Raw genomic sequence first — 21,291 nt, 5'->3', positions numbered from 1 at the left:
GAAAAGTAAGTAGAGAACTTGCAAAATTCTCCAACTTCTTTTTTGAGAACAATATACCCGAAATTAAAAAGGAAGTATCTGATTTTAAAAGAAAGTTAGTGAATTTAAGTAAGCACCCATCACTCAAGTTTTCGATAGTTGGGATAAAAAAAGCCATTGATTTTTTAGAAGAAATTGAAAGGATAAATACATCTTCTTGCGAAGCTGAAGAACGGTTGTTATTAGCAGGTATATACAATAAAAGAAATTATCAACTAAATGCTATAACCAACTTATCCGAAGCTCTATTATGCATTATAGAGATGATAGTTAAACCTTCGGCTCTTCGAAATAAAAAGGGGAGTATATATTCTATAAGAAATGCTTATAAACGATTGTTACTAAATGCTAAAGAGATAGAAAGATATGGAAATATCCTTGTTTCAAGAAGCGAACTTGATGAAAAAAAACTTTCTAAATTAGGAGAACATAAGTTCAAGAAAATTCTCCTTGAAGTGGATAAAATAAGGAACAATATGGCACATGGATTTGTAAATAAAGACAAACTGAAAAAAGCAGGTAAGCTATCTCAGCGAATAAAAGATTACATAAAAGAAACTGAAAAATTTCTACATACGTTTGTGTAAAGAGAGGTGGTGATGGAAAGCTATCTTGTTAAAGGAGATATAAACGGCATTCAGAATTTTATATACAATGTCTATGAAGGAGAAGAAGGCGTTGCAAAGATTTTAAGAGCAAGAAGTTTTTACATTTCTATATTATCGGATGTCATTATTGAATATGTTAAAGACATAATGGACAAAGAATGGGAGTGTAAAACAATACTTAACGGCGGTGGTGGATTCATTATGGAAATTACTCCCAAACAAGAAGGAAAAGAAGAAGAGTTTAAAGAAAGATTAGAAGATGTAAGAAAAAATGTAGAAGAGTTTCTACTGAAAAAACTGTATGGAGAAATTGGAATAACGTTTGGGTATCTAAAAGAAAAGAATGAAGAGATCAACTTAAATAAACTTTATGAACGTGTTGATGAGGAAAAAAAGGAAGTTTAGAAAAGCCCTTACCGATGCTTCAGCGTTTTCAAAGGATAAAGAGGGCGTTCTTTTCCTTGAAAAACCTGAAAAGAATGGGAAGAACAAAAGGTGTGCTGTCTGCAGAACCTTTTTTGAGAAGGATAGGAACGTCTGCGAATTTTGCAGGACATTAAAAAGACTTGGAACAGTTCTTCCCAAAACCACCGAGAAAAAAATAGAGACATCCGGTAAAACAGACGGCGAAGAAGAAAACGAAACATTCGAAATAGGTAAGATAGGAAACACCTGCTTTACACTATCTTTGTCCAAAAACAAAGAGAGTGATAAAACACCTCTGATCACCGTCCCTCTGCTGAAAAGAAATCTGACACATGAAGATATAAATAGATATCAACTATCGGAAGACATAGCAGATTTGAGAAAAGGAATGGTAGCCCCTTTTGAGGTAATATCTCTTTACTCAAAAGGAGACAATAAGTTAGGATACTTAGTTATGGATGTTGACAATTTAGGATTACTGTTTGGAAAAATTCGCAGTGTGGAACTTCAAGAAAAGATAAGTAAAAAGATAGACGAATTTTTTTCAGAAGAAGTTCCAAAGATTGCAAGGAGCAATTTTAAACCTGAAAGTGAGAAAATTGATCTACTTGATGATACAATTATATACATTCTTTATGCTGGAGGGGATGACCTTTTTGCAATAGGTCCGTGGGACAAGCTTTTAGAGTTTGCAGTGAAAGTTAACAAAGAGTTTGAAAACTTTGCAAAATCCCTTAATGGAGATAGGGAAATTGCACAACTCCTAAAAAAAAGAGAACAAAAAAAATGAAATCATCTTCTATCAAAAAGATGAAAATGGAAAAAGGAAAGGACTTTCCCTTTCTGCAGGATTCGTTACCGTTAAACCCAAATTTACGGTCAGAATGGCAGCAGAAATGTGTAAAAAAGAAGAAAAGAGAGCCAAAGAAAAAGGGAAAAATGCCATAGGAGCATTCGGAGAAGTTCTAAGCTGGGAAACAGCTGATTGCCTGATTAACAAGTGTAAAGAGAAGTGGGTACCCTATATAGAAGAGGAAAGAATACCAAGAGGATTTTTTTTCAGGCTTTACAATCTCTATGTAGAGATGCTGGCAGGAGAGAAAAAAAATATGATGTTTTACCCTTTAATGCACTACACCATTGCCAGGAACATCAAAGATGAAAAAGTAAGAGAGGAAGCTACAGAATTTGTCAACAATGCAGAAAAGTGGAAGATAAAGTTTCTTTGTAACTATATCTTAACAGCTACGAGGGGGAGAAAATGAGTGCCATAGAAGAGTTAACAGGAAGAATAAAAGCAGAAAAGGGAAAGAAGCTAACGCAGATTTTAACCGATGAAGAAATACTGAAACCCAACGGACTGGCGGATGAAATAGCTAAGGAATTGAGGAGTAATCTCAAATCCACTCAGTTGAGAAAAGTTTTTGACAAGATCAAGGAAATAGAAAATGCACTAAATAGAGGAGAAGACTATAGATCAAAAATTCTGGAACTTTATCCGAAACTTGCCTACTCAACCGGTAGGAAATTGATGCCAAGGAAATTCTTTAATCTTTTTACCTTATTACTTGAGAAGGCTGAAAGAGATAGGGAAGATGCCAAAATGGTGGTCAAACTGATAACAGCTATAGTGGCTTATTCTAAACTTCACGGTGACAGGGGGTAGTTATGGAGTTTAAGTTTAGAGGAAATGTTATCATCCATTACAGGCTCAAGACTTTAACAGGACTTCACATAGGAGGTTCGAAGGACTCTTTCGAAATAGGCGGGGTGGATAATCCCGTAATAAAGCTTGCAAGACTTTCTGACAACTCAAATGAATACCTTACCATCAAATCCGCTTTCGGTGGAAAGATAAACGTACTTCCTGAACAACCTTACATTCCCGGTTCTTCTTTGAAAGGTAAAATGAGAAGCCTCTTGGAACTCAAATACAACGATGTGGATTTTGACAGCAGTTCAAAATCTTTTGGAGAACCTGCTTTTGGCAATCCACTGATAAAGAAGCTTTTTGGAGCTCCAGCGGATAAAGACTTCAACGAACCTGTAAGAATTCGTGTCTTTGACGCTTATCCGGTCGAAAAAGTGGAAACAGAGCTCAAGTTTGAAAACTCAATCAACAGGATAACCTCAAAAGCCAATCCCCGAAACTTTGAGAGGGTACCAGCGGGAGCAGAATTTGAAGGAAAGATAGTTATTAGAATTTTCTCAGAAAAGGATAGCGAGCTTCTCCGTTTGCTATACGAAGGTTTCAGCCTTCTTGAGGATGATTATCTCGGAGGAGGAGGTTCAAGAGGCTCAGGCAGAGTGAAGTTTGAGAAAGTTAAAGTAGTTTTTAGAAGCAAAGAGTACTATGAAAATAGGAAGGAAGAAGTAATTCTTTCAGAAGGAGAAACTGATGCTCTACTAAAAGCTTCAGATGAATTGGCAAAAAATCTGCAGTAAGTTAAGCGGAGACTGAAAGATGGAGAACCTTAAAGTTTTCAGGATTACTTTAAAACCCCTGAGTTATTTCTCATCAGAACTTTCCTCTCACACGATCTTTGGAGCTCTCTGCTGGGCGGTAAGATACCTCTACGGAGAGAAAAGAGTTTCAGAACTGATCAAACTGGTAAAAGAGGGGGAACTTTTAATCTCTTCTGCTATGCCGGTAGTCGATGGGAAACTCTATGTATTCAAGCCGATACTTAAACCTGAACGTATTGGTGCGGAAGACCTCAAATTTCTAAGCAGCAATGAAGAAAACAGAGAGAGTGAATTCAGGAACTTCATCAAGAAATTCAAAAAGCTCTCTTTTGTCCCTCTCGATGTTCTGATGAAAGTGTCAGAAGGAGAAATAAAAAACGATAAGGATCTTATGCTAACATTGGGAAAGGAACCTGGAGAAGTTTTTCCATTTACCTCTTTAGCTCTACCCCATGCAAAACTGAACAGAATAACAAACAGTACATCGGAAGGTGGTGAATTTTACTTTGAAGAATCCCTCTTTTTCAGATCTGATGTTTACTTTTTGGTTGCTGTCAAAGATGAAAATATTACCGACGATGTGTTAATACCACCCTTGAAACTTTTGCAGGACTGGGGAATTGGAGGAAACAGAAGCGTAGGATTCGGAAGTTTTTCTTTCAAAATAGAGAGAGAAAAGAGGTTTGAGAAACTCATCAACAGGAATGGAAAAGACTTCATAACTCTTTCGCCAGTTGTTGCTACAGACAGAATAGATTATGAAAAGAGCTTTTACGATATAAAAACCTATAAAGGAGCAGTGGAGAGCGGATGCCAGAATTTCCTCTGGAAACCGAAAATTTTCTATCTGAAAGCCGGAAGTTTAATAAAGCTAAAAGAGGATAGTAAATTTGCAGGAGCTTTAATAAAACCGTTTGAAGGGATAGAACTCTACCATTACGGTTTTGAATTTCCCATCTACATTAAGGAGAGTGGAGATGAAAGTTAGACTGAAAGTGATCACTCCTCTTCACATAGGTAATGGAGAAAAGTATTCTGCATTTGAATACATTCTTGAAAATGGACTGCTGAAAAAGTACAGCATTGAGAAAATAATCAGCAAAGCGGAAGAGAGAAAGCTTTTAGAATCGTTAGCTTCTTATTTCAAGAGAGAAACTTTACCAAATAAAAGACTCTACAGTTTAAATGAAATTTGCAATACAAATCCATCTCTCAGGAAAATTATTCTCGAGCAGGAACCTGAGTACATAATCAGAGCAGAAATTGGAAAAGAAGAGGAGGTGGAAGAATTTATAAAAAGCAGTGGAAAAATCTACATTCCGGGTAGTGAAATTAAGGGAAGTATAAGGAGAGCTCTCCTTTTTCACGTTTTAAAAGAAGACAAAAAAGTTTTTGAAAAACTCCTAAACATGCTAAAAGAAGCAAAGGAAAAGAAAAACTTTAAAACAGTCAGTAAACGTATAGAGAATATAGTTTTTAGAGGAAGGGAAGAAGATGTACAGTATGATATCACGCAGTATGATATCATGAAGCTCCTGAGAGTAAGTGATACAAATCTTCTTAAGCCTTCTGAGAAAAATCTAAAAGTGAAAAAAATTGGTCTTTTTTACATAACGTCCCAGAAACGAAAAGAGTTTCCTTCGGAAGTTGTCTTAGCGGGAACACAGTTTGAATTTAATATAAATTTATCTCTCAGCGCAAAGAGGCTCGCTGATGTGCTTGATTGTCATCATATCATCAAGTCTCTCTTTTTAGATTCTAATAACGAAGACACAACGATAGAAGGAATCATCAAGATCTGGAAAGAAGCTGAGAAAGAGTGCATCAAACTTGATCCTTACCTTGTTCCAGTTTCTGATAACGAAATCCTCTCCTCAACAAAAAATAAGAAGAGGGCTAACCAGATATTGAGGTTCATCAACCAGCTAAAAGAAGGAAAGCGGTCGGTAGTAAGAATCGGTAAACATGAAGGTTATCTTTTCACAACGGTAATGGCCTTATTGAAAGAGAAGAATGAGAAAACCTTTGAAAAAGTGTTCAAACTCTCCGCTCCGAGAGTATCAGGAATTCCCAACAAGACAAGAAAACTTACAATGAAGGAGAAACTTCCCCTCGGATTTTGTAGTGTGGAGAGTATTTAATGCCTGTAAAACTCGGTTTAATTCTTCATCTTGAAAAGCCCATTAAGATAAAGGAAGTATATCCTAAAAGAGTGCATGCTCTTTTTTTCTCTATTCTCCCTGAAGATATATCAGAAAAAATTCACTCTCAAAAAAGTACGAAACCCTTTACCATCTGCTTTGAAAAGTTTTTTAGAGAGAATGGAGAAAATGAAGTTTCAAAGTTAAAACTGAAGGTAACCCTTCTGGATGACTTTCTATTTCCGTATTTTTCTCAGGGAGTCATCCTCGGAGAGAAAAAACTATACATGGGCTCTACTGCAATAAGAAAAAAAGAAATACTCTCCATCGAACACAAAAGTTATGAGGATCTGATTGGAAATACTGAAGAGAACAGGGATTTCCTATTTTACTTCAAAACCCCCACCACATTCAAAAAAGGAAGTTCTGACTATCCCCTTCCCGAACCGGTTTTAATATTCAAAAATCTTTTGAAGAAGTGGAATAAATTCTCCCCTTTCAAAATCGAAATATCTACTAAAGAGCTATTAAAACTTCTTCAAATCGGAGGAGTCTGGATAAAAACCAGAAAATTTTCCCTTTTACCCAATGGAAAAACAATCGGATTTTACGGTAGAGTTTTCATAAATGTAAGAACAGAAAAAAAAGAAACCTTGCGTAAACTAAATATTCTCTTTAATTTTTCCTCCTTTTCGGGAATCGGAAGAAAAACAACAATGGGTATGGGAAACGTAGAACTACCCTCTTCTACCTTTCAGGACACTAACGGCAAAAGGTTGGAGGATTAGTAACCTTATAATGTTCCTCATTCTTTTTACTCTTCAGGTTGATTCGAATTAGCCAACAGTCATGTGGAAAGGTAAGGAGTAGTCCTTATTGCAATCCCTTTCACTTTTCAGGGCATTTCAAGTCTCCCGTCAGGAAGTATTAAAAATTAATATATTATAGAAGATGTGACTCGCACTATTTTAAACTTTCATAGAGTCGTAAATAAAAATTTCTGCTTTTAGATAACTCTAACAATTAGTCCTTTTCTCCGGTAGTGTACGATATTTTGTGTAAGCTTGAGAAATTAGATAAAAAGCTCCCGAGGAACACCCACAAATACCAACCTCAGGAGTAAAAAATGAAAGCACAGAAGACTTTACCGGGTTTTAACGGTTTATATATTGACGCAACTCCTCTAAACCTTTTATCAGCTCCTCACAGCTTTTGCTTCGCATTACTCTTTCGTTTAACTTTGCTTTGCCGCGGATGCCTTTGAAAAGCTGGACTGCTTCCATTTTTATCTCTTTGCAGGCTCTTTCTTTTTCCATAAATTCCCACATTAATTTTAGTTCTTCCAAAAGAAATTCTATTCTTTCGCCAAATGTTGCTTTGTAGTCTCTTTTTTCTTTAAATTCTTTAAATATCCAGGGATTTGAAATGGCGCCTCTGCCTGCCATGACACCATCACAGCTGGTCTCTTCAAACATTCTCTCTATATCTTTCCAGCTCCAGACATCACCGCTGCCAACAACGGGAACAGGTGAAATTTTTTTAAGATCTCCTATTCTTTCCCACCGTGCCTTTCCTGTGAAAAGTTCCCTTGCAAGCCGCGGATGAAGTGCAATGAGGGAAACACCTGCTTCTATCAGTTCTTCGGCTATCTTTTCAAGGTTGTCTTCATGAAAGCCGAGCCTGATTTTGGCAGTAACAGGAACACCGTAAGGTTTAAGGGCATTAACGGTCTCCCTTACTATCTCCCCCATAATTTCGGGAAACTGGAGAAGGTATCCTGCAGATTTTGCTTTTAAAACCTTTTTAACGGAACAGCCGAAGTTTATATCTACGGCATCGGGCTTATACTCCTTTACCACTTTAACGGCAGCTTTTGCTATCTCTTCGGGGTTTCTTCCGTAAAGCTGTAAATGTATCGGCCGCTCCTCTTCGGTGAAGTAGGCAAGTTCTTTTTCTATTCTTTTAAAAACGATACCGGTAGCGTTCATGAGTTCTGAATAGACCCTGTCGGCACCGAGCCGCCTGCACAGCCTCCGAAACGCAGAGTGGGTGTATCCTGCCATAGGTGCAAGGATGACTTCTCTTTTTATCTCTAACTTATTCAACTGCAAGCCTCAATCCGAGTTTTTTTGCGTGGTTGTAAACGGTTAAAAATTCCTCTTCCGTTATCCGCCGCGCTATTTCAGGAAATTCAGATGCCCTGTAAGCGGGAAAGTACTGATCCATAACGTTTACGTAAGCACCTTTTCCCATCGTATCTTTTATCCAGTTAAGAATTTCTATGCTGTCACCGGTGTATCCCGGCATGACAAGGTGCCTTATTAAAACGCCCCTTTTAGCTGTCCCGTCACTGCCGATTTCAAGATTTCCAACCTGACGAAACATTTCCAGAACCGCATCTTTTACAACTTCCGGATAGTCCGGCGCTTTAAGGTATTTAGTTGCAAAATTCCGGTTAAAAGTTTTAATGTCCGGCATGTAGATGTCAACGATACCCTCTAACTCTTTTAACGTTTCAACCTTTTCATAACCGCCGCAGTTGTAAACTATAGGGACGGAAAGGCCTTTCTCTTTCGCCTTTAAAATCGCAGGAACTATAAGGGGAATCTGATGGGTCGGCGTCACAAGGTTTATGTTGTGGCACCTGTTTGCCTGAAGGTAGAGCATGATTTCTGTAAGCTCTTCAACCGTTATCTCTTCCCCTTCGCACAGGTGTGAAATGTCGTAATTCTGACAGAAAACACACCCAAGGTTACAGCCTGAAAAGAATATAGTTCCCGAACCGTAAATACCCGTTAAAACAGGTTCCTCACCGAAGTGGGCAAAGGCAGAGGCAACCTTCAGTTTAATTCCCGTTTTGCAAAAGCCCTTTTCCTTTTCCCTATCTACGCCGCAGTTTCTGGGACAGATTGTGCAGTTTTTAAAAGCTTCAGTAGCAAGAATCAACCTTAACCTCTCTTAAAATCTCTTCTGGAGAAAGGGGAATTGTTCCGACCTTTTCATTTCCGGGATTAACAACAACCTGAAGGAACGGTTTATCGGATGTAAAGAACCACTCAAGCTTTTCCTTCAAACCGTCCCTTTTCCATACCGAAGAGGTGTTTTTAAAGCCCATTCCCTTTGCAACAACCTCAACATCAACCGTTGAAAAGTTAAAGTTCTCCTGATCGCCGGTGCTTCCCCACGTTCCGTTATCAACGCAGAAAATTCTAAAGTTTTCCGGTGCGTAGCTGCTGCACGTTGCAAGCGTTCCCGTGTTCATTAAAAGGGAACCGTCACCGTCTATGGAAATAACGGATCTGCCTGTTGCAACAGAGTATCCAAGGGCTATTGAGGAAACAAGGCCAAGACTTCCGAGCATGTAAAAAACGGAATTTTCGATACCAAAAAGGTTTTTAAGATGGTAAACTTCCCTTGCCGGGAAACCGATGTTTGCAAAAAGAACCGTATCTTTATCTCCCTTTTTCTTCAGGAAAGAGAAAAGTTCCGCCACAGCTTCAAACCTTCTCATGTCGGGATTTTTAATACTTTTTTCAACCTTAACAGAAACAACTTTTTCTCTCTCTTTCTCAAATACCGGATTTTTATATTCTTCACCTTCAAAAAGGACAGGAGAAAGCAGAATAGCTATCGGCTCCCTCTTTCTAAAAGCTTCTTCTACAGCCTTCGGAATGATAGGCAGAGCGCTTTTATCATAAACCTTTACAACAGGAACACCGCAGGCTTTAAAAAGATTCTCCGTAACCTCGCCCATCAAAACCTGAGGGAGAATTTTCTCTTTATAAATACCCCTGTGAGAAACAAAGATGGGAAGGGGAATTCTGTACGTCTTAATCAACGTCATAAGAGCACCGAAAATGTTACCTACACCGGAAGACTGAATGAAAAGAGCATAACGCTTGCCGCCGGCAAAAAGCCCTGCAGCTATACCTAAACCCTCTTCCTCCCTTGAAAGGTGAATGTGCTTTTTACCGTAAACATCATCAAGTTTAGCCAGTAACGTCTTAACCCTATCACACGGAAGAGAAAGAACATAATCCATCTTTAAACCTTTCAAAGTACCCGTTATAAATCCCGTAGCTTCCATCAACCACCTCACAAGTAGAAAGTGGTTTAATAATAGCAAAACATTGCAACCGGCAAGAAACTGACATACTATCAGTGATAAAATAATTGAGGTTTCATATCAGACAAGGAGGCAGAATGTTTAAGAATATCTTCAGAAAAAAGGGAAACGAGGAAGGATTCCTGACACCAAAACAGATAGTTGAAGAGCTGGATAAATACATTGTAGGACAGCAGGAAGCAAAGAAAGCGGTTGCCATTGCCCTTAGAAACAGGTGGAGAAGGCAAAAACTTCCTGAAGATATGAGAGAAGAAGTTGCGCCAAAAAATATCATTATGATAGGACCTACAGGCGTTGGAAAAACGGAAATAGCAAGGAGATTGGCAAAGCTTGTAAATGCACCGTTCGTGAAAGTAGAAGCCACAAAGTTTACAGAAGTCGGTTACGTTGGAAGAGACGTAGAATCAATGATAAGAGACCTTGTTGAAATAGCGGTTAACATGGTAAAAGAGGAAAAGATAGAAGAGGTAAAGGTAAAGGCGAGAGAACTTGCCTACGAAAGACTCCTTGACCACATGATACCGGAACAGCCCGCCAAACCTCAATCCCTTGAAACTCTATTTGACGTTTTTCTGCCTTCACAATCAAAGAAAAAAGAAGAACCATTAGCAAGAGAGATTAAAAAGGAAAGGGAAAGATACCTGAAGCTTCTAAAAGAAGGAAAACTTGATGAAGAAGAGGTTGAGATACCGGTAACCGTTGAAACACCTGCCAACATAGGCGTAATAGGCATAGGTCCCGGGATGGGAGGCGACGCCGGAAACATTCAGGACATAATTTCCTCGCTCTTTCCAAAGCCTAAAAAGATGCGAAAAATGAAAGTAAAAGAAGCCCTCAGATACCTTGAACAGGAAGAGGCACAAAAACTGATAGACATGGACGAAGTAATCAAAGAGGCAATAAATCGCGTTGAAAATCACGGCATCGTTTTCATAGACGAAATAGATAAGGTAGCTGCAAAGGGAAGCGGAAAAGGCCCGGACGTTTCAAGGGAAGGTGTCCAGAGAGATCTGCTGCCGATAGTAGAAGGCTCAAAAGTGCCAACAAAATACGGCCTGATAAAGACAGACCACATACTATTCATAGCAGCCGGCGCTTTCCACATAGCAAAACCTTCTGACCTGCTACCGGAACTTCAGGGAAGATTCCCGATAAGGGTGGAACTAAAACCGCTCACAAAAGAAGATTTCATAAGAATCCTGACGGAACCGAAAAACGCACTAACAAAACAGTACACTGAACTTCTTAAAACGGAAGGCGTTGAAATAGAATTTACAGAAGACGGCATCGAAGAGATAGCTAAAATGGCGGAAGAGGCAAATACAAAAGCCGAAAACATCGGCGCAAGAAGACTTCACACCGTACTTGAAAGACTCCTTGAAGACATATCATTCAACGCACCCGAAATGAAAGGACAAAAGGTCATAATAAACAGAGAATACGTAAAAGAAAGACTCGGCAACATTATAGAAGACGAAGATCTTACAAGATACATACTGTGAATCTGGAGAAAGCATGCTTGAAAGGATAGCCGCAAAGATAAAAAAGTACGGTGATCTTTTAATAACTATTGACGGAAAGGAACGGTTCTATCTCACAAAGTTTCCGTCGTCATTTGGCGTCGTGGTTATCACAGCAGAAGGTGAAGGCTTTTTCTTCACCGATAAACGCTACCTTAACGCTGCAAGAGAAAGAGCAAAAAAGTTCAACGTTTTAGAGTGGAAAAGCTTTGAAAACCTGAAAGAAATTTTCGGGAACAGGAAGGTAATAGTTGACGGCGAAAGAGTAACGTTAAAACAGTTTAACGAAATAGAAAAACACTTTGAAACCACCACGGTCAACGGCTTTTTGAAAGAGTTTCGCGTGGTAAAAACGGAAGAGGAAATCTACGCCATAGCCCGTGCAGTTGCCATTGCCGAACAGTCATTAAGGGACGTTCTGCACCTTTTAAAACCGGGTATAACAGAGTATCAGTTCAGAAAAGAGTTAGTAAACAGAATGTTTCACTACGGCAGCGAAGAATCGTTTGAGACGATAGTCGCATCCGGGAAAGGTGCATCTATTCCTCACTGGAAAACCTCTCATAAAGAGGTAAAGGATGGTGACGTTGTTATTGTTGATTTCGGTTCAATTTTCGGCGGCTATCTTTCAGATATAACGAGAACATTTCTTATAGGAAACGTTTCTTACGAACTTAAAAAAATTTACGATACAGTCCTTGAAGCCCAGTTAAAAGGAATAGAAGCAGCAAAATCGGGCATGCCCTGCCGCGAAGTTGATAAAATAGTAAGAGATTTCATCACTGAAAAGGGATACGGTGACTACTTTATCCACGGTACGGGACACGGAATAGGCGTTGAAATCCACGAAGCACCAACGTTAAGCCCGAAATCAAATGAGATTTTAAAGAAAAACAGCGTTGTAACGGTAGAACCGGGTATATACATACCCGAACTTGGCGGCGTAAGAATTGAAGATGATGTTTTAGTAAGAGAGGACGGAGGTTATTCACTTATAACCCTTCAAAAGTAATAGGGAGGTTTTAATGGCAAAAACCATTGACTTAAGCGGTAAGGTTGCCCTTGTAACAGGAGGAACACGGGGTATAGGAAGGGCAATAGCTGTTGCTCTTAAAAGCGCAGGTGCAACAGTTTACATCACAGGAACAAATGAAGAGAGGACAAAGCAAGCCGCAGAAGAGATAGGCGTAAACGGCGTGAAGATGAATGTCTGCGACAGAGAAGAAGTCAAAAAAGTTGTCTCAGAGATAGCGGAAAAAGAGGAAAAGATAGACATTCTCATAAACAACGCCGGCATTACAAGGGACACCCTTTTTATGAGAATGAAGGATGAAGATTGGGATGCGGTAATAGAAACAAACCTCACAGGTATCTACAACGTAACAAGGCAGGTAGTCCCCCTTATGATGAAAAAGAAAACCGGCTCCATCGTCAACATCTCCTCTGTCGTTGGATTCACAGGAAACCCGGGACAGGTTAACTACTCATCTACAAAAGCAGCACTCGTTGGATTTACGAAATCCTTAGCAAAAGAAGTTGCATCTCGGGGAATCCGCGTAAACGCCGTAGCACCGGGATACATAACAACAGACATGACGCAGAAAATACCGGAAAAGGTAAAAGAAGCCCTAATAAAGTCCATACCTATGCGCAGAGAAGGTGAACCATCAGAAGTTGCAGACGCCGTCCTATTTTTAGTGTCAGACATGGCGTCATACATCACAGGCACCACAATTCACGTCAACGGTGGACTTTTCTAAAGTTAGGAATATAATTTCCACTATCAACTATTTAAGGAGGTTGGCATGGCAGAAAACATCGAAGAAAAGGTGAAAGAACTTATCGCCGATAGACTTGGAGTTGATCCCGAAGAAGTAACTCCAGATGCTTCTTTTGTAGAAGACCTCGGCGCAGACTCTCTTGACACAGTTGAGCTCGTTATGGCTCTTGAGGAAGAGTTCGGAATTGAAATTCCTGACGAAGACGCTGAAAAGATTCAAACAGTTGGCGACGCCATCGAATACATCAAAAACCACACCTAAAAGTACTCATCTTTTCAAAATTTAAGGGGGGAAATCCCCCCTCCTAACAAAAACCTGCCGAAATCCCATCTTTCTCTTTAAACCATCAGAACTTATTCGTAAAAGCATTCAAAAAAGTTTACAATTTCATATAAAGTCTATAATTTTCCCCTAAAACTCATCACTATAAGGAGCGTGATGGACGTACTTGTAAGGGACATTTATAAAATGCCGGCAGGGCAGGAGTTTAAGGGCTTTTTTATAATAGAGAGCGCCGAGATCAAAAAGCACCGAACGGGCGAACCATACTTGAGACTTATCGTTTCTGACAGGACAGGAACTCTTCCAATTCTCTGGTGGAAGCCGCCAAAGGATGCAGACCTCACAATTTTCAAAAAAGGTGACGTCGTTTTTATTGAAGCTTACGTTGAACTTTTTCAGGGAAACGTCCAGCCAAAGATAAAATTTATGCGCCACGCAGAAAAAGCCGAATTTAAGAGAGAAAAATTTATAAAGGTAAGCAGGTTTGACGTTGAAGAACAGTTTACAAAGCTGCTTGAAATTATTGAAACGATAGAAAATCCATACCTGAAAAAACTTCTTGAACTCATATTCTACGACGATGAGATTGCATCAGCATTTATGAAAGCACCAGGTGGAAAGTTCATCCATCATGCCTCCATCGGTGGTCTTTTAGAACACACTTTAGGGGTTGTTGAAATATGCGAAGTCGTGGCAAAAAGGTATAAAAGCATAGACAGAGATCTCCTCATTACTGCTGCAATACTTCATGACATAGGAAAGATAGACGAATACAGCATGGACGTAGCAATTGATAGAACAGACGAAGGAATACTCTTAGGCCACATTTTCACGGGAAGCGAACTAATCTCTAAAAAAATTGATGAAATAGAAGGATTTCCTAAAACCTTAAAAGTAAAACTGCTCCACTGCATCCTTTCCCACCACGGTGAGTACGAATTCGGTTCACCAAAAAAACCAAAAACACTCGAGGCGGTAGCTCTCCACTATGCGGACGCCCTCGATTCTAAAGTCAAAGGATACGAAGAGCACATAGAGAGAGAGCTTGGTGAAGGAAAGGGATGGACAAAGAGACACTTTGCCTATGAAGTTCCTATCTACTTTGACGGGGAGATTAGCTATGAGTGAGAAAAAACTTACATACAAGGACGCTGGCGTTGATATTGAAGCTGGAGACGCACTCGTTGAGAGGATAAAACCTTTCGCGAAAAAAACGTTTGACAGTAACGTACTTGCCGGAATAGGCGGTTTTGGTGCAGGATATCTTATACCTGAAGGTTACAAAAAACCCGTTTTAGTTTCCGGAACAGACGGTGTCGGAACAAAACTTAAAGTTGCCCAGATGGCAAACGTTCACGATACTGTTGGAATTGACCTTGTAGCAATGTGCGTTAACGACATATTGACCGTTGGTGCAAAACCCCTCTTTTTCCTTGACTACTTCGCAACAGGTAAACTCTCAGTTGACACCGCCGCAGACGTTGTAAAAGGTATAGCAAAGGGATGCGAAATTGCCGGCTGTGCACTCATCGGTGGCGAAACGGCTGAGATGCCTGACTTTTACCCTGAAGGTGAATATGACCTTGCAGGTTTCGTAGTCGGAATCGTTGACATGGAAAAGTACATAACCGGCGAAAAGATAAAGCCGGGGAATATTGTTATAGGTATTGCATCATCGGGAATACACAGCAACGGATACTCTTTAGTAAGAAAGCTCTTCTTTGAAATTCTGAAATTAGACGTAAACGATACCGTTGATGAGTTAGGAAAGAGCGTTGCCGAAATTCTGCTGACACCCACAAAAATATACGTAAAATCGATATTAAATCTCCTGTCAAAAGTAAATGTTAAAGGGCTTGCCCACATTACGGGCGGTGGAATACCCGGAAACCTTGTAAGAATTCTTCCAAACGGAACAAAAGCCGTAATAGAGAAAGATTCATGGGAAGTTTTGCCAATATTTAAATTCATTCAGGAAAAGGGAAACGTTCCTGAAGAAGAGATGTTTAAAACGTTCAACATGGGCGTTGGAATGTGTGTGGTAGTTTCACCTGAAGACGTGGAGAAAACACTTGCCGTTCTTAAAGAAGCGGGTGAAAAAGCTTTCATAATAGGTAAAATAGAGGAAGGGAACAAAAAGGTTGAGATAAAATGAAAATAGCAGTCCTTGCTTCTGGAAGAGGTTCAAATTTTAAGAAAATAGCAGAAGCCGTAGAGGCAGGAAAAATTCAAGCTGAAATAGCATTGCTTATCACTGACAGAGAAACCGCCGGTGCGATAAATATTGCAAGAGAATTTGGAATAAACATTTGCTACCTGCCTTTCAAAAAATTTTCAAATAGAGAAACTTACGATGAAAAAATCGTTTCCATATTAAAACGGGAAGGTGTATCCCTCGTCTGTCTTGCCGGTTACATGAGAATAGTTACGCCAACTTTCGTAAAAGCCTTTGAAAACAGAATAATGAACATACACCCTTCGCTCCTTCCCGCTTTTCCAGGACTTGGCGTTCACAAAAAAGTTCTGGAATACGGTGCAAAGTTTTCCGGCGCCACAGTCCACTTTATTGATACCGGTGTTGACACAGGTCCAATAATCATTCAGGCGGTTGTACCTGTAAAGCCGGAAGACACGCCTGACACACTTGCTAATAGAATCTTGGAATGGGAGCACAGAATTTATCCCCAGGCTGTAAAGTGGTTCGTTGAAGGCAGGATAACAATCAACGAAAGAAAGGTTACAGTAAAAGGTGCATCCTATGACTCCCCGCCGGTCGTTCCGGCACTGGAGGACTTTTGATGGAGAGGTTTAAAATTTCTGAAAACGTTGAAGCAGTCCTCAATCCCGTAGATGAACTTGACATAACTTCTGTCGTCATCTTTTCAGAAAACGGAAGCGTAACAGACAACGGAAAAGCAGGACTCACAAACTTGTCCCTCCACGTTGGTCTAAAAAGGAGTGTTTCAAAAACGACCAAGGAAATAGCATTCTTAACAGAACCTTACGGTTCATCGATAATTCCAGAAACAGGAAAAGATTTTTCTACTATATCTTTCCAGATAACTCCCGATGGATTCCCGGTCTTCATAGAAGTCCTCTCTGAACTGATAACGGAACCGGCCTTTACCGAAGAAGATTTCATAATAGAAAAAGAGACAACCATTGCTGCCATAAGGGCAAGACTTGAAAGTGCATTTTCGTTTGGTTACGAAGAATTTAACCTTTTCACCTATAAAAACACACCTTACAAAAATCTACCGTCCGGAACGGTAGAAACCGTCGTGCCCATAACTCTCAACGACCTTAAAGAGAAATACAGAAGGTTTTTTAACGAAGGAAAATTCATTATTTCAATTGCAGGGAAAATCCCCGAAAATGTGGAAAAACTACTCTCTAAACTTCCCATAAAGGGAGGAAAGAACAGAAAACTTCTCTTTAAAACGCCCATTGAAAAAAGTGAAAGTGTAAACTTATGCAGGAAAGGTTCAACACAAACCTTCATAATAAGAGGATACGAAGCACCGTCAGTAAATGACTGGAAAAAGTACGTCTCCTATAAGCTGCTGAACACCGTTGTAGGTGATGGATTTAACTCTATCCTCTTTCAGCAGCTACGGGAAAAACAGGGACTTGCCTATTCAACAGGTTCCTTCTTCCCGACACTAAAAAATCCTGGAAGATTTGTCATATACATAGGCACGTCGCCGGAAAAGGAAGAACAGGCACTAAAAGGCATTGACAACCTGATAGAAAACCTGCCGGCGTTAATCGGCGAAGAAGATATTAACAGGACCAAAAACTACCTTAAAGGGACTTATCTACTTGACCACGAGAAAAGACTACGAAAAGCCTGGTACTACGGATGGTGGACAGTGCTGACAGGAACACCGGAAAAAGACACCCAATACATAGAAGAGATTGAATCACTAACACTTAAAGACGTAAAAGAAGCAGCTGAAGAGTTAAGTAAAAAACCCTACCATCAGGTAATCGTCTGCAATGGATAGCGTAATAGTTGTAAGTATGTGTTTATTAGGAATACGATGCCGTTACGACGGAAAGAGTGTTCCGTGGGAAGGATTAAAGTTTATTAAGGATAGGTTTTTTATCCTTCCCGTCTGTCCGGAACAGCTTGGAGGACTTTCAACGCCAAGATCTCCATCAAAAATAGAGAAAGGAGACGGCTTCACCGTTTTAGAAGGAAAAAGCAGAGTTTTAACCGTTGAAGAAAAAACAGACGTGACAGCAAATTTTGTGAAAGGTGCGCAGGAGGCACTCAAAATAGTAAATCTATTCAGAGAAAATGTGAAAGCTGTAATATTAAAGGAGAAAAGTCCTTCGTGCGGCGTGAAAACCATATATAATTTTAACTCAGACTCTCTAAAAGCAGGGAAAGGCGTAGCAGCAGCCCTATTTATTAAAAATGGCTACCGCGTTTTAAGTTCTGACGAACTTGAAGAGATAGAAAAACTTTAAAAAGGAGTACAGATGAGTAGATTGCCAGAACTTGTTATAGCAGGACTAAAACCAAAATACCCGATTATCCAGGGCGGAATGGGTGCGAAAGTATCCCTCCACAAACTTGCAGCTGCTGTTGCAAACGCAGGTGGAATGGGCGTTATATCAGCCGTTCTACTCCAGGAAAAAGACAGAAAAAAGGAACCCAAAAAGACTTGCAAAGGCAAAAACCTTGAAGAATTGGGAATGAAGCCTTATCTATACGCAACAGAGCTTGCAGAAGAGATAAGAAAAGCAAAGGAACTTGCACCAAACGGTCTGATAGGCGTAAACATAATGTACGCATTGACACACTTTTACGAACTGCTCCTTACAGCCATTGATGCAGGTGCGGACTTTATCATTCAGGGAGCAGGCTTTGGAAAGGACGTCTTTAAAATATGTAAAACCTTTGACATCCCGCTTATAGAGATAGTATCAACGCCAAAAGGCGCCGCTCTATCTGAAAGACTCGGAGCTTCTGCGATAATTGTTGAAAGCGTCGAAGCGGGCGGCCATCTTGGAACAGACAAAGGATTGTGGGAAGTTCTTCCAGACATAGTAAAAGCCGTTAAGAAGATACCTGTAATAGCGGCCGGTGGCATTTTCGACGGAAAAGACATGGCAAAAGCCTTTGAAATGGGTGCAAAAGGCGTTCAAATCGCAACAAGATTTATAGCAACCTACGAATGTGACGCCGATCAAAAATTCAAAGAGTATATAATAAATGCGAAGCCGGAAGATTCTATATTTATAAAAAGCCCTGTTGGCATGCCGGCACATGCAGTTAGAAACCCATTTACGGAAAGGTTGGAAAAGGAAGGGAAAATACCTCACAGATGCCACTACAACTGCTTAAAGACATGTGCAAAGGCAGATTCTATATACTGTATAGCTGATGCCCTGCTTGCATCTGCAGCGGGCGACGTGGTAAATGGACTTGTATTTTCCGGCAGTAACGTAGGAAGAGTTAACAGAATGTACCACGTTGACGAACTGATACAGGAACTTGTAAAAGAGTGCGAAGAGGAACTTGCAAAGAAAAATCTTAACTTCCGGGGGGAATGATGAAAAAGATACTTGTTGCTGCAGTTTTTCCTCTTCTGCTGGCAGGTTGCGTTCAGACACAGCCGATAAACACAACACCTGCAAAGCAGGAGAGCGCATACGATAAAAAACTTGAAGAATTAGAAAAACGTATATCTTCAATAGAAGCAAAAAGTTTACAGAACAGCGCTCAAATTAAAACTCTCAACGAGAGAGTCGCCAGAGTAGAGGACAGGCTCGTTGAAGACGAAAAAGAAATATACGAACTCAAGAAAACATCACAGCAGACACAAAAAGTTTTGAAAGAAATAACCGTATCTGCTAAATCCGCCGTACAACCGGAAAATCAAACAGAGGCAGCTCCGCAGGAAACTGCCGGAGTCGAGCAACCTTCAGCAGAAGTCCAAACACCAGAAGTAATAAATGTATCTGACGAAGACATCTATAAAAAGGCTTTCAACGCAATGGAATCGGGTGAACTCGACACGGCCAGAATCCTGTTTGAAACACTGGTTAAAAGGTATCCGGACAGTCCTCTGGCAGACAACTCCCTCTACTGGATAGGTGAAATATTCTACTCCCACGGCGATTACGCAACAGCCCTTGACTACTTCAAAAAGGTTGTTGACAACTACTCAAACTACTACCCGTCACCAAAAGGAAACAAAGTGCCTGCAGCCCTGCTTAAAGAAGCCCTCTGCTACAAAGGACTCGGTGACAATGCAAAAGCAAAGCAGCTGCTGAAAAAACTGATTTCAAAATATCCTTCAACAAACGAAGCAGCCATAGCCAAAGTAAAACTGATGGAACTTGGAGATTGATAGATGAATGAAAGAGATATGAGAATCAAAGGACTTGCATATAGAGGCTTCGATCTCTGGCTTAACCTTGAACTTTCGAAGTTCCGGCCGGACGGCGGTTACGAAGAGGTCGAAAGGTTTCTGTCAAAACGGTTCAAAACGGAAAATCTCAATCCCTTGCTTGAAGTTTTAGGACTCCTTGAAATGGCATTAATAGAGGATGCTCTGAAAGGTAAGGAGTACTTTACTGAAGAAGAGAGAGAACAGGTAATAAAAGAGGTTGTGGAGCAGCTTGCGTCTGACTTTCCCCTCATAGTGGAAGAGATGGAAAAGATAGCCGAAAGTATAAATGGTAAAATTAGCCAGTTCAAGGAGCTTGCTAAAAAGTACAGAGAAAAGGAAGGAGGCAATTAAATGTCAGGGAAAATAAAAGTTGCCATAGTAGGGGTTGGAAACTGTGCCAGTTCCCTCATACAGGGAATTTACTACTACCAGGGGAAGTCAGAAAAAGATATATCTGGACTTATGCACTACGATATAGGCGGCTATAGACCGTGGGACATAGAAATCGTTGCCGCATTTGACATTGATAAAAGAAAAGTTGGAAAGGATGTAAGCAGGGCAATTTTTGAAAAGCCAAACTGCACGACCGTTTTCAATCCCGATGTTCCGGAAATGGGTGTTGAAGTCCAGATGGGACCCGTTCTTGACGGCTTTGCAGAACACATGAATGAGTACCCGGAAGACCAGAGATTCGTGGTAGCTGACAAGGAACCTGTTGACGTAACAAAAGTTTTAAAAGAATCCGGAGCAGAGGTTGTTATCAACTACTTACCTGTTGGCTCTGAAGAAGCAACAAGATACTATGCCCGGTGCGCTCTTGACGCTGGATGCGCCTTTGTCAACTGTATTCCTGTTTTCATAGCATCAGACAGCGAATGGGCTAAAAAGTTTGAAGAAAAAGGACTACCAATCGTCGGAGACGACATAAAATCACAGGTGGGCGCAACAATCACTCACAGAGTTCTTGCAACACTCATGACAGACAGAGGCGTTGCAATAGACAGAACCTACCAGTTAAACTTTGGTGGAAACACAGACTTCTTAAACATGCTCGAAAGAAAAAGACTTAAAACAAAGAAAATATCAAAAACGGAAGCCGTTCGCTCACTGATTCCGTACCCTATGGCTGACAACAACATTCATATAGGACCAAGTGACTACGTCCCATGGCTTAAAGACAACAAAATTGCATACATAAGACTTGAAGGAAGGCTCTTTGGCGACGTTCCAATGTACATAGAATTGAAACTATCCGTTGAAGACTCACCAAACAGTGCAGGTTCTGCAATTGATGCTATAAGATGTGCAAAAGTTGGACTTGATAGAAAGATAGGCGGTCCCCTCTACTCCATCTCTTCATACACGATGAAACATCCACCTATCCAGTATCCGGACTGGAAAGCAAAAGAGCTTGTTGATAGATTTATCAACGGTGAAGTGGAAAGGTAAAAAGTCCTTAAAAATAAAAAAAGGGGCTTTGAAGCCCCCTTTTTAC

General features: G+C 40.2%; 25 protein-coding genes. 22 read left to right on the top strand and 3 right to left on the bottom strand.

Annotation, left to right across the window (positions count from 1 at the left end; genetic code table 11):
• The 9 genes from MV676_RS03680 to cas6 form a co-directional block, all read left to right on the top strand.
• Positions 1–626, top strand: a 626-nt coding sequence (locus MV676_RS03680; protein ID WP_297445378.1) for a hypothetical protein, incomplete at its 5' end; no start/stop codon positions are given.
• A gap of 12 nt (positions 627–638) precedes the next feature.
• On the top strand, positions 639–1,052 hold the full coding sequence (locus tag MV676_RS03675; protein ID WP_297445377.1) for a hypothetical protein: 414 nt from the start codon (positions 639–641) through the stop codon (positions 1,050–1,052).
• Positions 1,030–1,863 (top strand): hypothetical protein, encoded by an 834-nt coding sequence (locus MV676_RS03670; RefSeq protein WP_297445376.1) that lies wholly within the window; start codon positions 1,030–1,032, stop codon positions 1,861–1,863. Before MV676_RS03675 ends, MV676_RS03670 begins: the two co-directional genes overlap by 23 nt.
• 106 nt (positions 1,864–1,969) lie before the next feature.
• Entirely contained in the window at positions 1,970–2,338 is a 369-nt protein-coding gene (locus MV676_RS03665) for a hypothetical protein (protein WP_297445374.1), read from the top strand.
• On the top strand, positions 2,335–2,739 hold the full coding sequence (csm2, locus tag MV676_RS03660) for a type III-A CRISPR-associated protein Csm2 (protein ID WP_297445373.1): 405 nt from the start codon (positions 2,335–2,337) through the stop codon (positions 2,737–2,739). Before MV676_RS03665 ends, csm2 begins: the two co-directional genes overlap by 4 nt.
• A 2-nt stretch (positions 2,740–2,741) precedes the next feature.
• Positions 2,742–3,518, top strand: a complete 777-nt coding sequence (gene csm3 / locus MV676_RS03655; RefSeq protein WP_297445372.1) for a type III-A CRISPR-associated RAMP protein Csm3 — start codon at positions 2,742–2,744, stop codon at positions 3,516–3,518.
• Between the two features lie 19 nt (positions 3,519–3,537).
• Positions 3,538–4,527, top strand: a complete 990-nt coding sequence (csm4, locus tag MV676_RS03650; protein WP_297445371.1) for a type III-A CRISPR-associated RAMP protein Csm4 — start codon at positions 3,538–3,540, stop codon at positions 4,525–4,527.
• Positions 4,517–5,680 carry a type III-A CRISPR-associated RAMP protein Csm5 gene (gene csm5 / locus MV676_RS03645; RefSeq protein WP_297445369.1) on the top strand — a complete coding sequence of 388 codons (1,164 nt, stop codon included), beginning with the start codon at positions 4,517–4,519 and terminating at the stop codon, positions 5,678–5,680. Before csm4 ends, csm5 begins: the two co-directional genes overlap by 11 nt.
• Positions 5,680–6,468 carry a CRISPR-associated endoribonuclease Cas6 gene (gene cas6 / locus MV676_RS03640; RefSeq protein WP_297445368.1) on the top strand — a complete coding sequence of 263 codons (789 nt, stop codon included), beginning with the start codon at positions 5,680–5,682 and terminating at the stop codon, positions 6,466–6,468. The genes csm5 and cas6 overlap by 1 nt, the downstream gene beginning before the upstream one ends.
• A 366-nt stretch (positions 6,469–6,834) precedes the next feature.
• Here cas6 and MV676_RS03635 read toward each other — a convergent pair whose 3' ends face one another.
• Genes MV676_RS03635 through comD form a run of 3 tightly spaced genes read right to left on the bottom strand, consistent with a single transcriptional unit; the run spans position 6,835 to position 9,767 of the window.
• Positions 6,835–7,785, bottom strand: coding sequence for a tRNA-dihydrouridine synthase family protein (locus MV676_RS03635; protein WP_297445367.1), 951 nt, complete (start codon positions 7,783–7,785; stop codon positions 6,835–6,837).
• A complete protein-coding gene (locus MV676_RS03630) occupies positions 7,778–8,626 on the bottom strand; it encodes a radical SAM protein (protein WP_297445365.1) in 849 nt (282 codons plus the stop codon). The genes MV676_RS03635 and MV676_RS03630 overlap by 8 nt, the downstream gene beginning before the upstream one ends.
• Positions 8,610–9,767: a sulfopyruvate decarboxylase subunit alpha gene (comD, locus tag MV676_RS03625; RefSeq protein WP_297445363.1), complete on the bottom strand. Its 1,158-nt coding sequence runs from the start codon at positions 9,765–9,767 to the stop codon at positions 8,610–8,612. The genes MV676_RS03630 and comD overlap by 17 nt, the downstream gene beginning before the upstream one ends.
• 116 nt (positions 9,768–9,883) lie before the next feature.
• On the opposite strand from comD, the gene hslU reads away from it, so the two are divergent.
• The 13 genes from hslU (at position 9,884) to MV676_RS03560 (ending at position 21,245) form a co-directional block, all read left to right on the top strand.
• Positions 9,884–11,308 (top strand): ATP-dependent protease ATPase subunit HslU, encoded by a 1,425-nt coding sequence (hslU, locus tag MV676_RS03620; RefSeq protein ID WP_022847697.1) that lies wholly within the window; start codon positions 9,884–9,886, stop codon positions 11,306–11,308.
• Positions 11,309–11,321: 13 nt separating this feature from the next.
• On the top strand, positions 11,322–12,338 hold the full coding sequence (locus MV676_RS03615) for an aminopeptidase P family protein (RefSeq protein ID WP_297445360.1): 1,017 nt from the start codon (positions 11,322–11,324) through the stop codon (positions 12,336–12,338).
• 13 nt (positions 12,339–12,351) lie between these two features.
• Positions 12,352–13,086: a 3-oxoacyl-[acyl-carrier-protein] reductase gene (fabG, locus tag MV676_RS03610; protein ID WP_297445359.1), complete on the top strand. Its 735-nt coding sequence runs from the start codon at positions 12,352–12,354 to the stop codon at positions 13,084–13,086.
• Between the two features lie 45 nt (positions 13,087–13,131).
• Complete coding sequence (acpP, locus tag MV676_RS03605) at positions 13,132–13,368, top strand: acyl carrier protein (protein ID WP_022847700.1); 237 nt, start codon at positions 13,132–13,134, stop codon at positions 13,366–13,368.
• 177 nt (positions 13,369–13,545) lie between these two features.
• Positions 13,546–14,517 (top strand): HD domain-containing protein, encoded by a 972-nt coding sequence (locus tag MV676_RS03600; protein ID WP_022847701.1) that lies wholly within the window; start codon positions 13,546–13,548, stop codon positions 14,515–14,517.
• Positions 14,510–15,544 (top strand): phosphoribosylformylglycinamidine cyclo-ligase, encoded by a 1,035-nt coding sequence (purM, locus tag MV676_RS03595; protein ID WP_022847702.1) that lies wholly within the window; start codon positions 14,510–14,512, stop codon positions 15,542–15,544. The genes MV676_RS03600 and purM overlap by 8 nt, the downstream gene beginning before the upstream one ends.
• Positions 15,541–16,188 (top strand): phosphoribosylglycinamide formyltransferase, encoded by a 648-nt coding sequence (gene purN, locus MV676_RS03590; protein ID WP_022847703.1) that lies wholly within the window; start codon positions 15,541–15,543, stop codon positions 16,186–16,188. Before purM ends, purN begins: the two co-directional genes overlap by 4 nt.
• The gene (locus MV676_RS03585) at positions 16,188–17,396 is read left to right on the top strand and encodes a pitrilysin family protein (protein WP_297445355.1); all 1,209 of its coding nucleotides are present in this window, start codon (positions 16,188–16,190) and stop codon (positions 17,394–17,396) included. The genes purN and MV676_RS03585 overlap by 1 nt, the downstream gene beginning before the upstream one ends.
• Positions 17,389–17,865 (top strand): DUF523 domain-containing protein, encoded by a 477-nt coding sequence (locus MV676_RS03580; protein WP_027720127.1) that lies wholly within the window; start codon positions 17,389–17,391, stop codon positions 17,863–17,865. The genes MV676_RS03585 and MV676_RS03580 overlap by 8 nt, the downstream gene beginning before the upstream one ends.
• A gap of 12 nt (positions 17,866–17,877) precedes the next feature.
• A complete protein-coding gene (locus MV676_RS03575; protein ID WP_022847753.1) occupies positions 17,878–18,954 on the top strand; it encodes a nitronate monooxygenase in 1,077 nt (358 codons plus the stop codon).
• The gene (ybgF, locus tag MV676_RS03570; RefSeq protein WP_297445354.1) at positions 18,954–19,754 is read left to right on the top strand and encodes a tol-pal system protein YbgF; all 801 of its coding nucleotides are present in this window, start codon (positions 18,954–18,956) and stop codon (positions 19,752–19,754) included. The genes MV676_RS03575 and ybgF overlap by 1 nt, the downstream gene beginning before the upstream one ends.
• Before the next feature lie 3 nt (positions 19,755–19,757).
• Positions 19,758–20,147 carry a hypothetical protein gene (locus tag MV676_RS03565; protein ID WP_022847706.1) on the top strand — a complete coding sequence of 130 codons (390 nt, stop codon included), beginning with the start codon at positions 19,758–19,760 and terminating at the stop codon, positions 20,145–20,147.
• On the top strand, positions 20,148–21,245 hold the full coding sequence (locus MV676_RS03560) for an inositol-3-phosphate synthase (protein WP_297445353.1): 1,098 nt from the start codon (positions 20,148–20,150) through the stop codon (positions 21,243–21,245). It abuts the gene before it with no gap.
• The last annotated feature ends 46 nt before the right edge of the window (positions 21,246–21,291 follow it).

Origin of the sequence: Desulfurobacterium sp. (genome assembly GCF_027028515.1) — a bacterium.
GTDB lineage: Bacteria > Aquificota > Aquificia > Desulfurobacteriales > Desulfurobacteriaceae > Desulfurobacterium_A.
The sequence above is the reverse complement of the archived record's forward strand: the minus strand, read 5'-3'. Positions and strand labels throughout refer to the sequence as shown.

Excerpts from the sequence above, each read along its gene's own strand:
- MV676_RS03670 (WP_297445376.1), top strand. The coding sequence starts at position 1,030 with ATGAGGAAAAAAAGGAAGTTTAGAAAAGCCCTTACCGATGCTTCAGCG.
- cas6 (WP_297445368.1), top strand. The coding sequence starts at position 5,680 with ATGCCTGTAAAACTCGGTTTAATTCTTCATCTTGAAAAGCCCATTAAG.
- MV676_RS03665 (WP_297445374.1), top strand. The coding sequence starts at position 1,970 with ATGTGTAAAAAAGAAGAAAAGAGAGCCAAAGAAAAAGGGAAAAATGCC.
- csm3 (WP_297445372.1), top strand. The coding sequence starts at position 2,742 with ATGGAGTTTAAGTTTAGAGGAAATGTTATCATCCATTACAGGCTCAAG.
- csm5 (WP_297445369.1), top strand. The coding sequence starts at position 4,517 with ATGAAAGTTAGACTGAAAGTGATCACTCCTCTTCACATAGGTAATGGA.
- MV676_RS03565 (WP_022847706.1), top strand. The coding sequence starts at position 19,758 with ATGAATGAAAGAGATATGAGAATCAAAGGACTTGCATATAGAGGCTTC.
- MV676_RS03615 (WP_297445360.1), top strand. The coding sequence starts at position 11,322 with ATGCTTGAAAGGATAGCCGCAAAGATAAAAAAGTACGGTGATCTTTTA.
- csm2 (WP_297445373.1), top strand. The coding sequence starts at position 2,335 with ATGAGTGCCATAGAAGAGTTAACAGGAAGAATAAAAGCAGAAAAGGGA.
- MV676_RS03575 (WP_022847753.1), top strand. The coding sequence starts at position 17,878 with ATGAGTAGATTGCCAGAACTTGTTATAGCAGGACTAAAACCAAAATAC.
- ybgF (WP_297445354.1), top strand. The coding sequence starts at position 18,954 with ATGAAAAAGATACTTGTTGCTGCAGTTTTTCCTCTTCTGCTGGCAGGT.
- hslU (WP_022847697.1), top strand. The coding sequence starts at position 9,884 with ATGTTTAAGAATATCTTCAGAAAAAAGGGAAACGAGGAAGGATTCCTG.
- comD (WP_297445363.1), bottom strand. The coding sequence starts at position 9,767 with ATGGAAGCTACGGGATTTATAACGGGTACTTTGAAAGGTTTAAAGATG.
- MV676_RS03675 (WP_297445377.1), top strand. The coding sequence starts at position 639 with ATGGAAAGCTATCTTGTTAAAGGAGATATAAACGGCATTCAGAATTTT.
- fabG (WP_297445359.1), top strand. The coding sequence starts at position 12,352 with ATGGCAAAAACCATTGACTTAAGCGGTAAGGTTGCCCTTGTAACAGGA.
- MV676_RS03560 (WP_297445353.1), top strand. The coding sequence starts at position 20,148 with ATGTCAGGGAAAATAAAAGTTGCCATAGTAGGGGTTGGAAACTGTGCC.
- csm4 (WP_297445371.1), top strand. The coding sequence starts at position 3,538 with ATGGAGAACCTTAAAGTTTTCAGGATTACTTTAAAACCCCTGAGTTAT.
- acpP (WP_022847700.1), top strand. The coding sequence starts at position 13,132 with ATGGCAGAAAACATCGAAGAAAAGGTGAAAGAACTTATCGCCGATAGA.
- MV676_RS03580 (WP_027720127.1), top strand. The coding sequence starts at position 17,389 with ATGGATAGCGTAATAGTTGTAAGTATGTGTTTATTAGGAATACGATGC.
- MV676_RS03585 (WP_297445355.1), top strand. The coding sequence starts at position 16,188 with ATGGAGAGGTTTAAAATTTCTGAAAACGTTGAAGCAGTCCTCAATCCC.
- MV676_RS03600 (WP_022847701.1), top strand. The coding sequence starts at position 13,546 with ATGGACGTACTTGTAAGGGACATTTATAAAATGCCGGCAGGGCAGGAG.
- purN (WP_022847703.1), top strand. The coding sequence starts at position 15,541 with ATGAAAATAGCAGTCCTTGCTTCTGGAAGAGGTTCAAATTTTAAGAAA.
- purM (WP_022847702.1), top strand. The coding sequence starts at position 14,510 with ATGAGTGAGAAAAAACTTACATACAAGGACGCTGGCGTTGATATTGAA.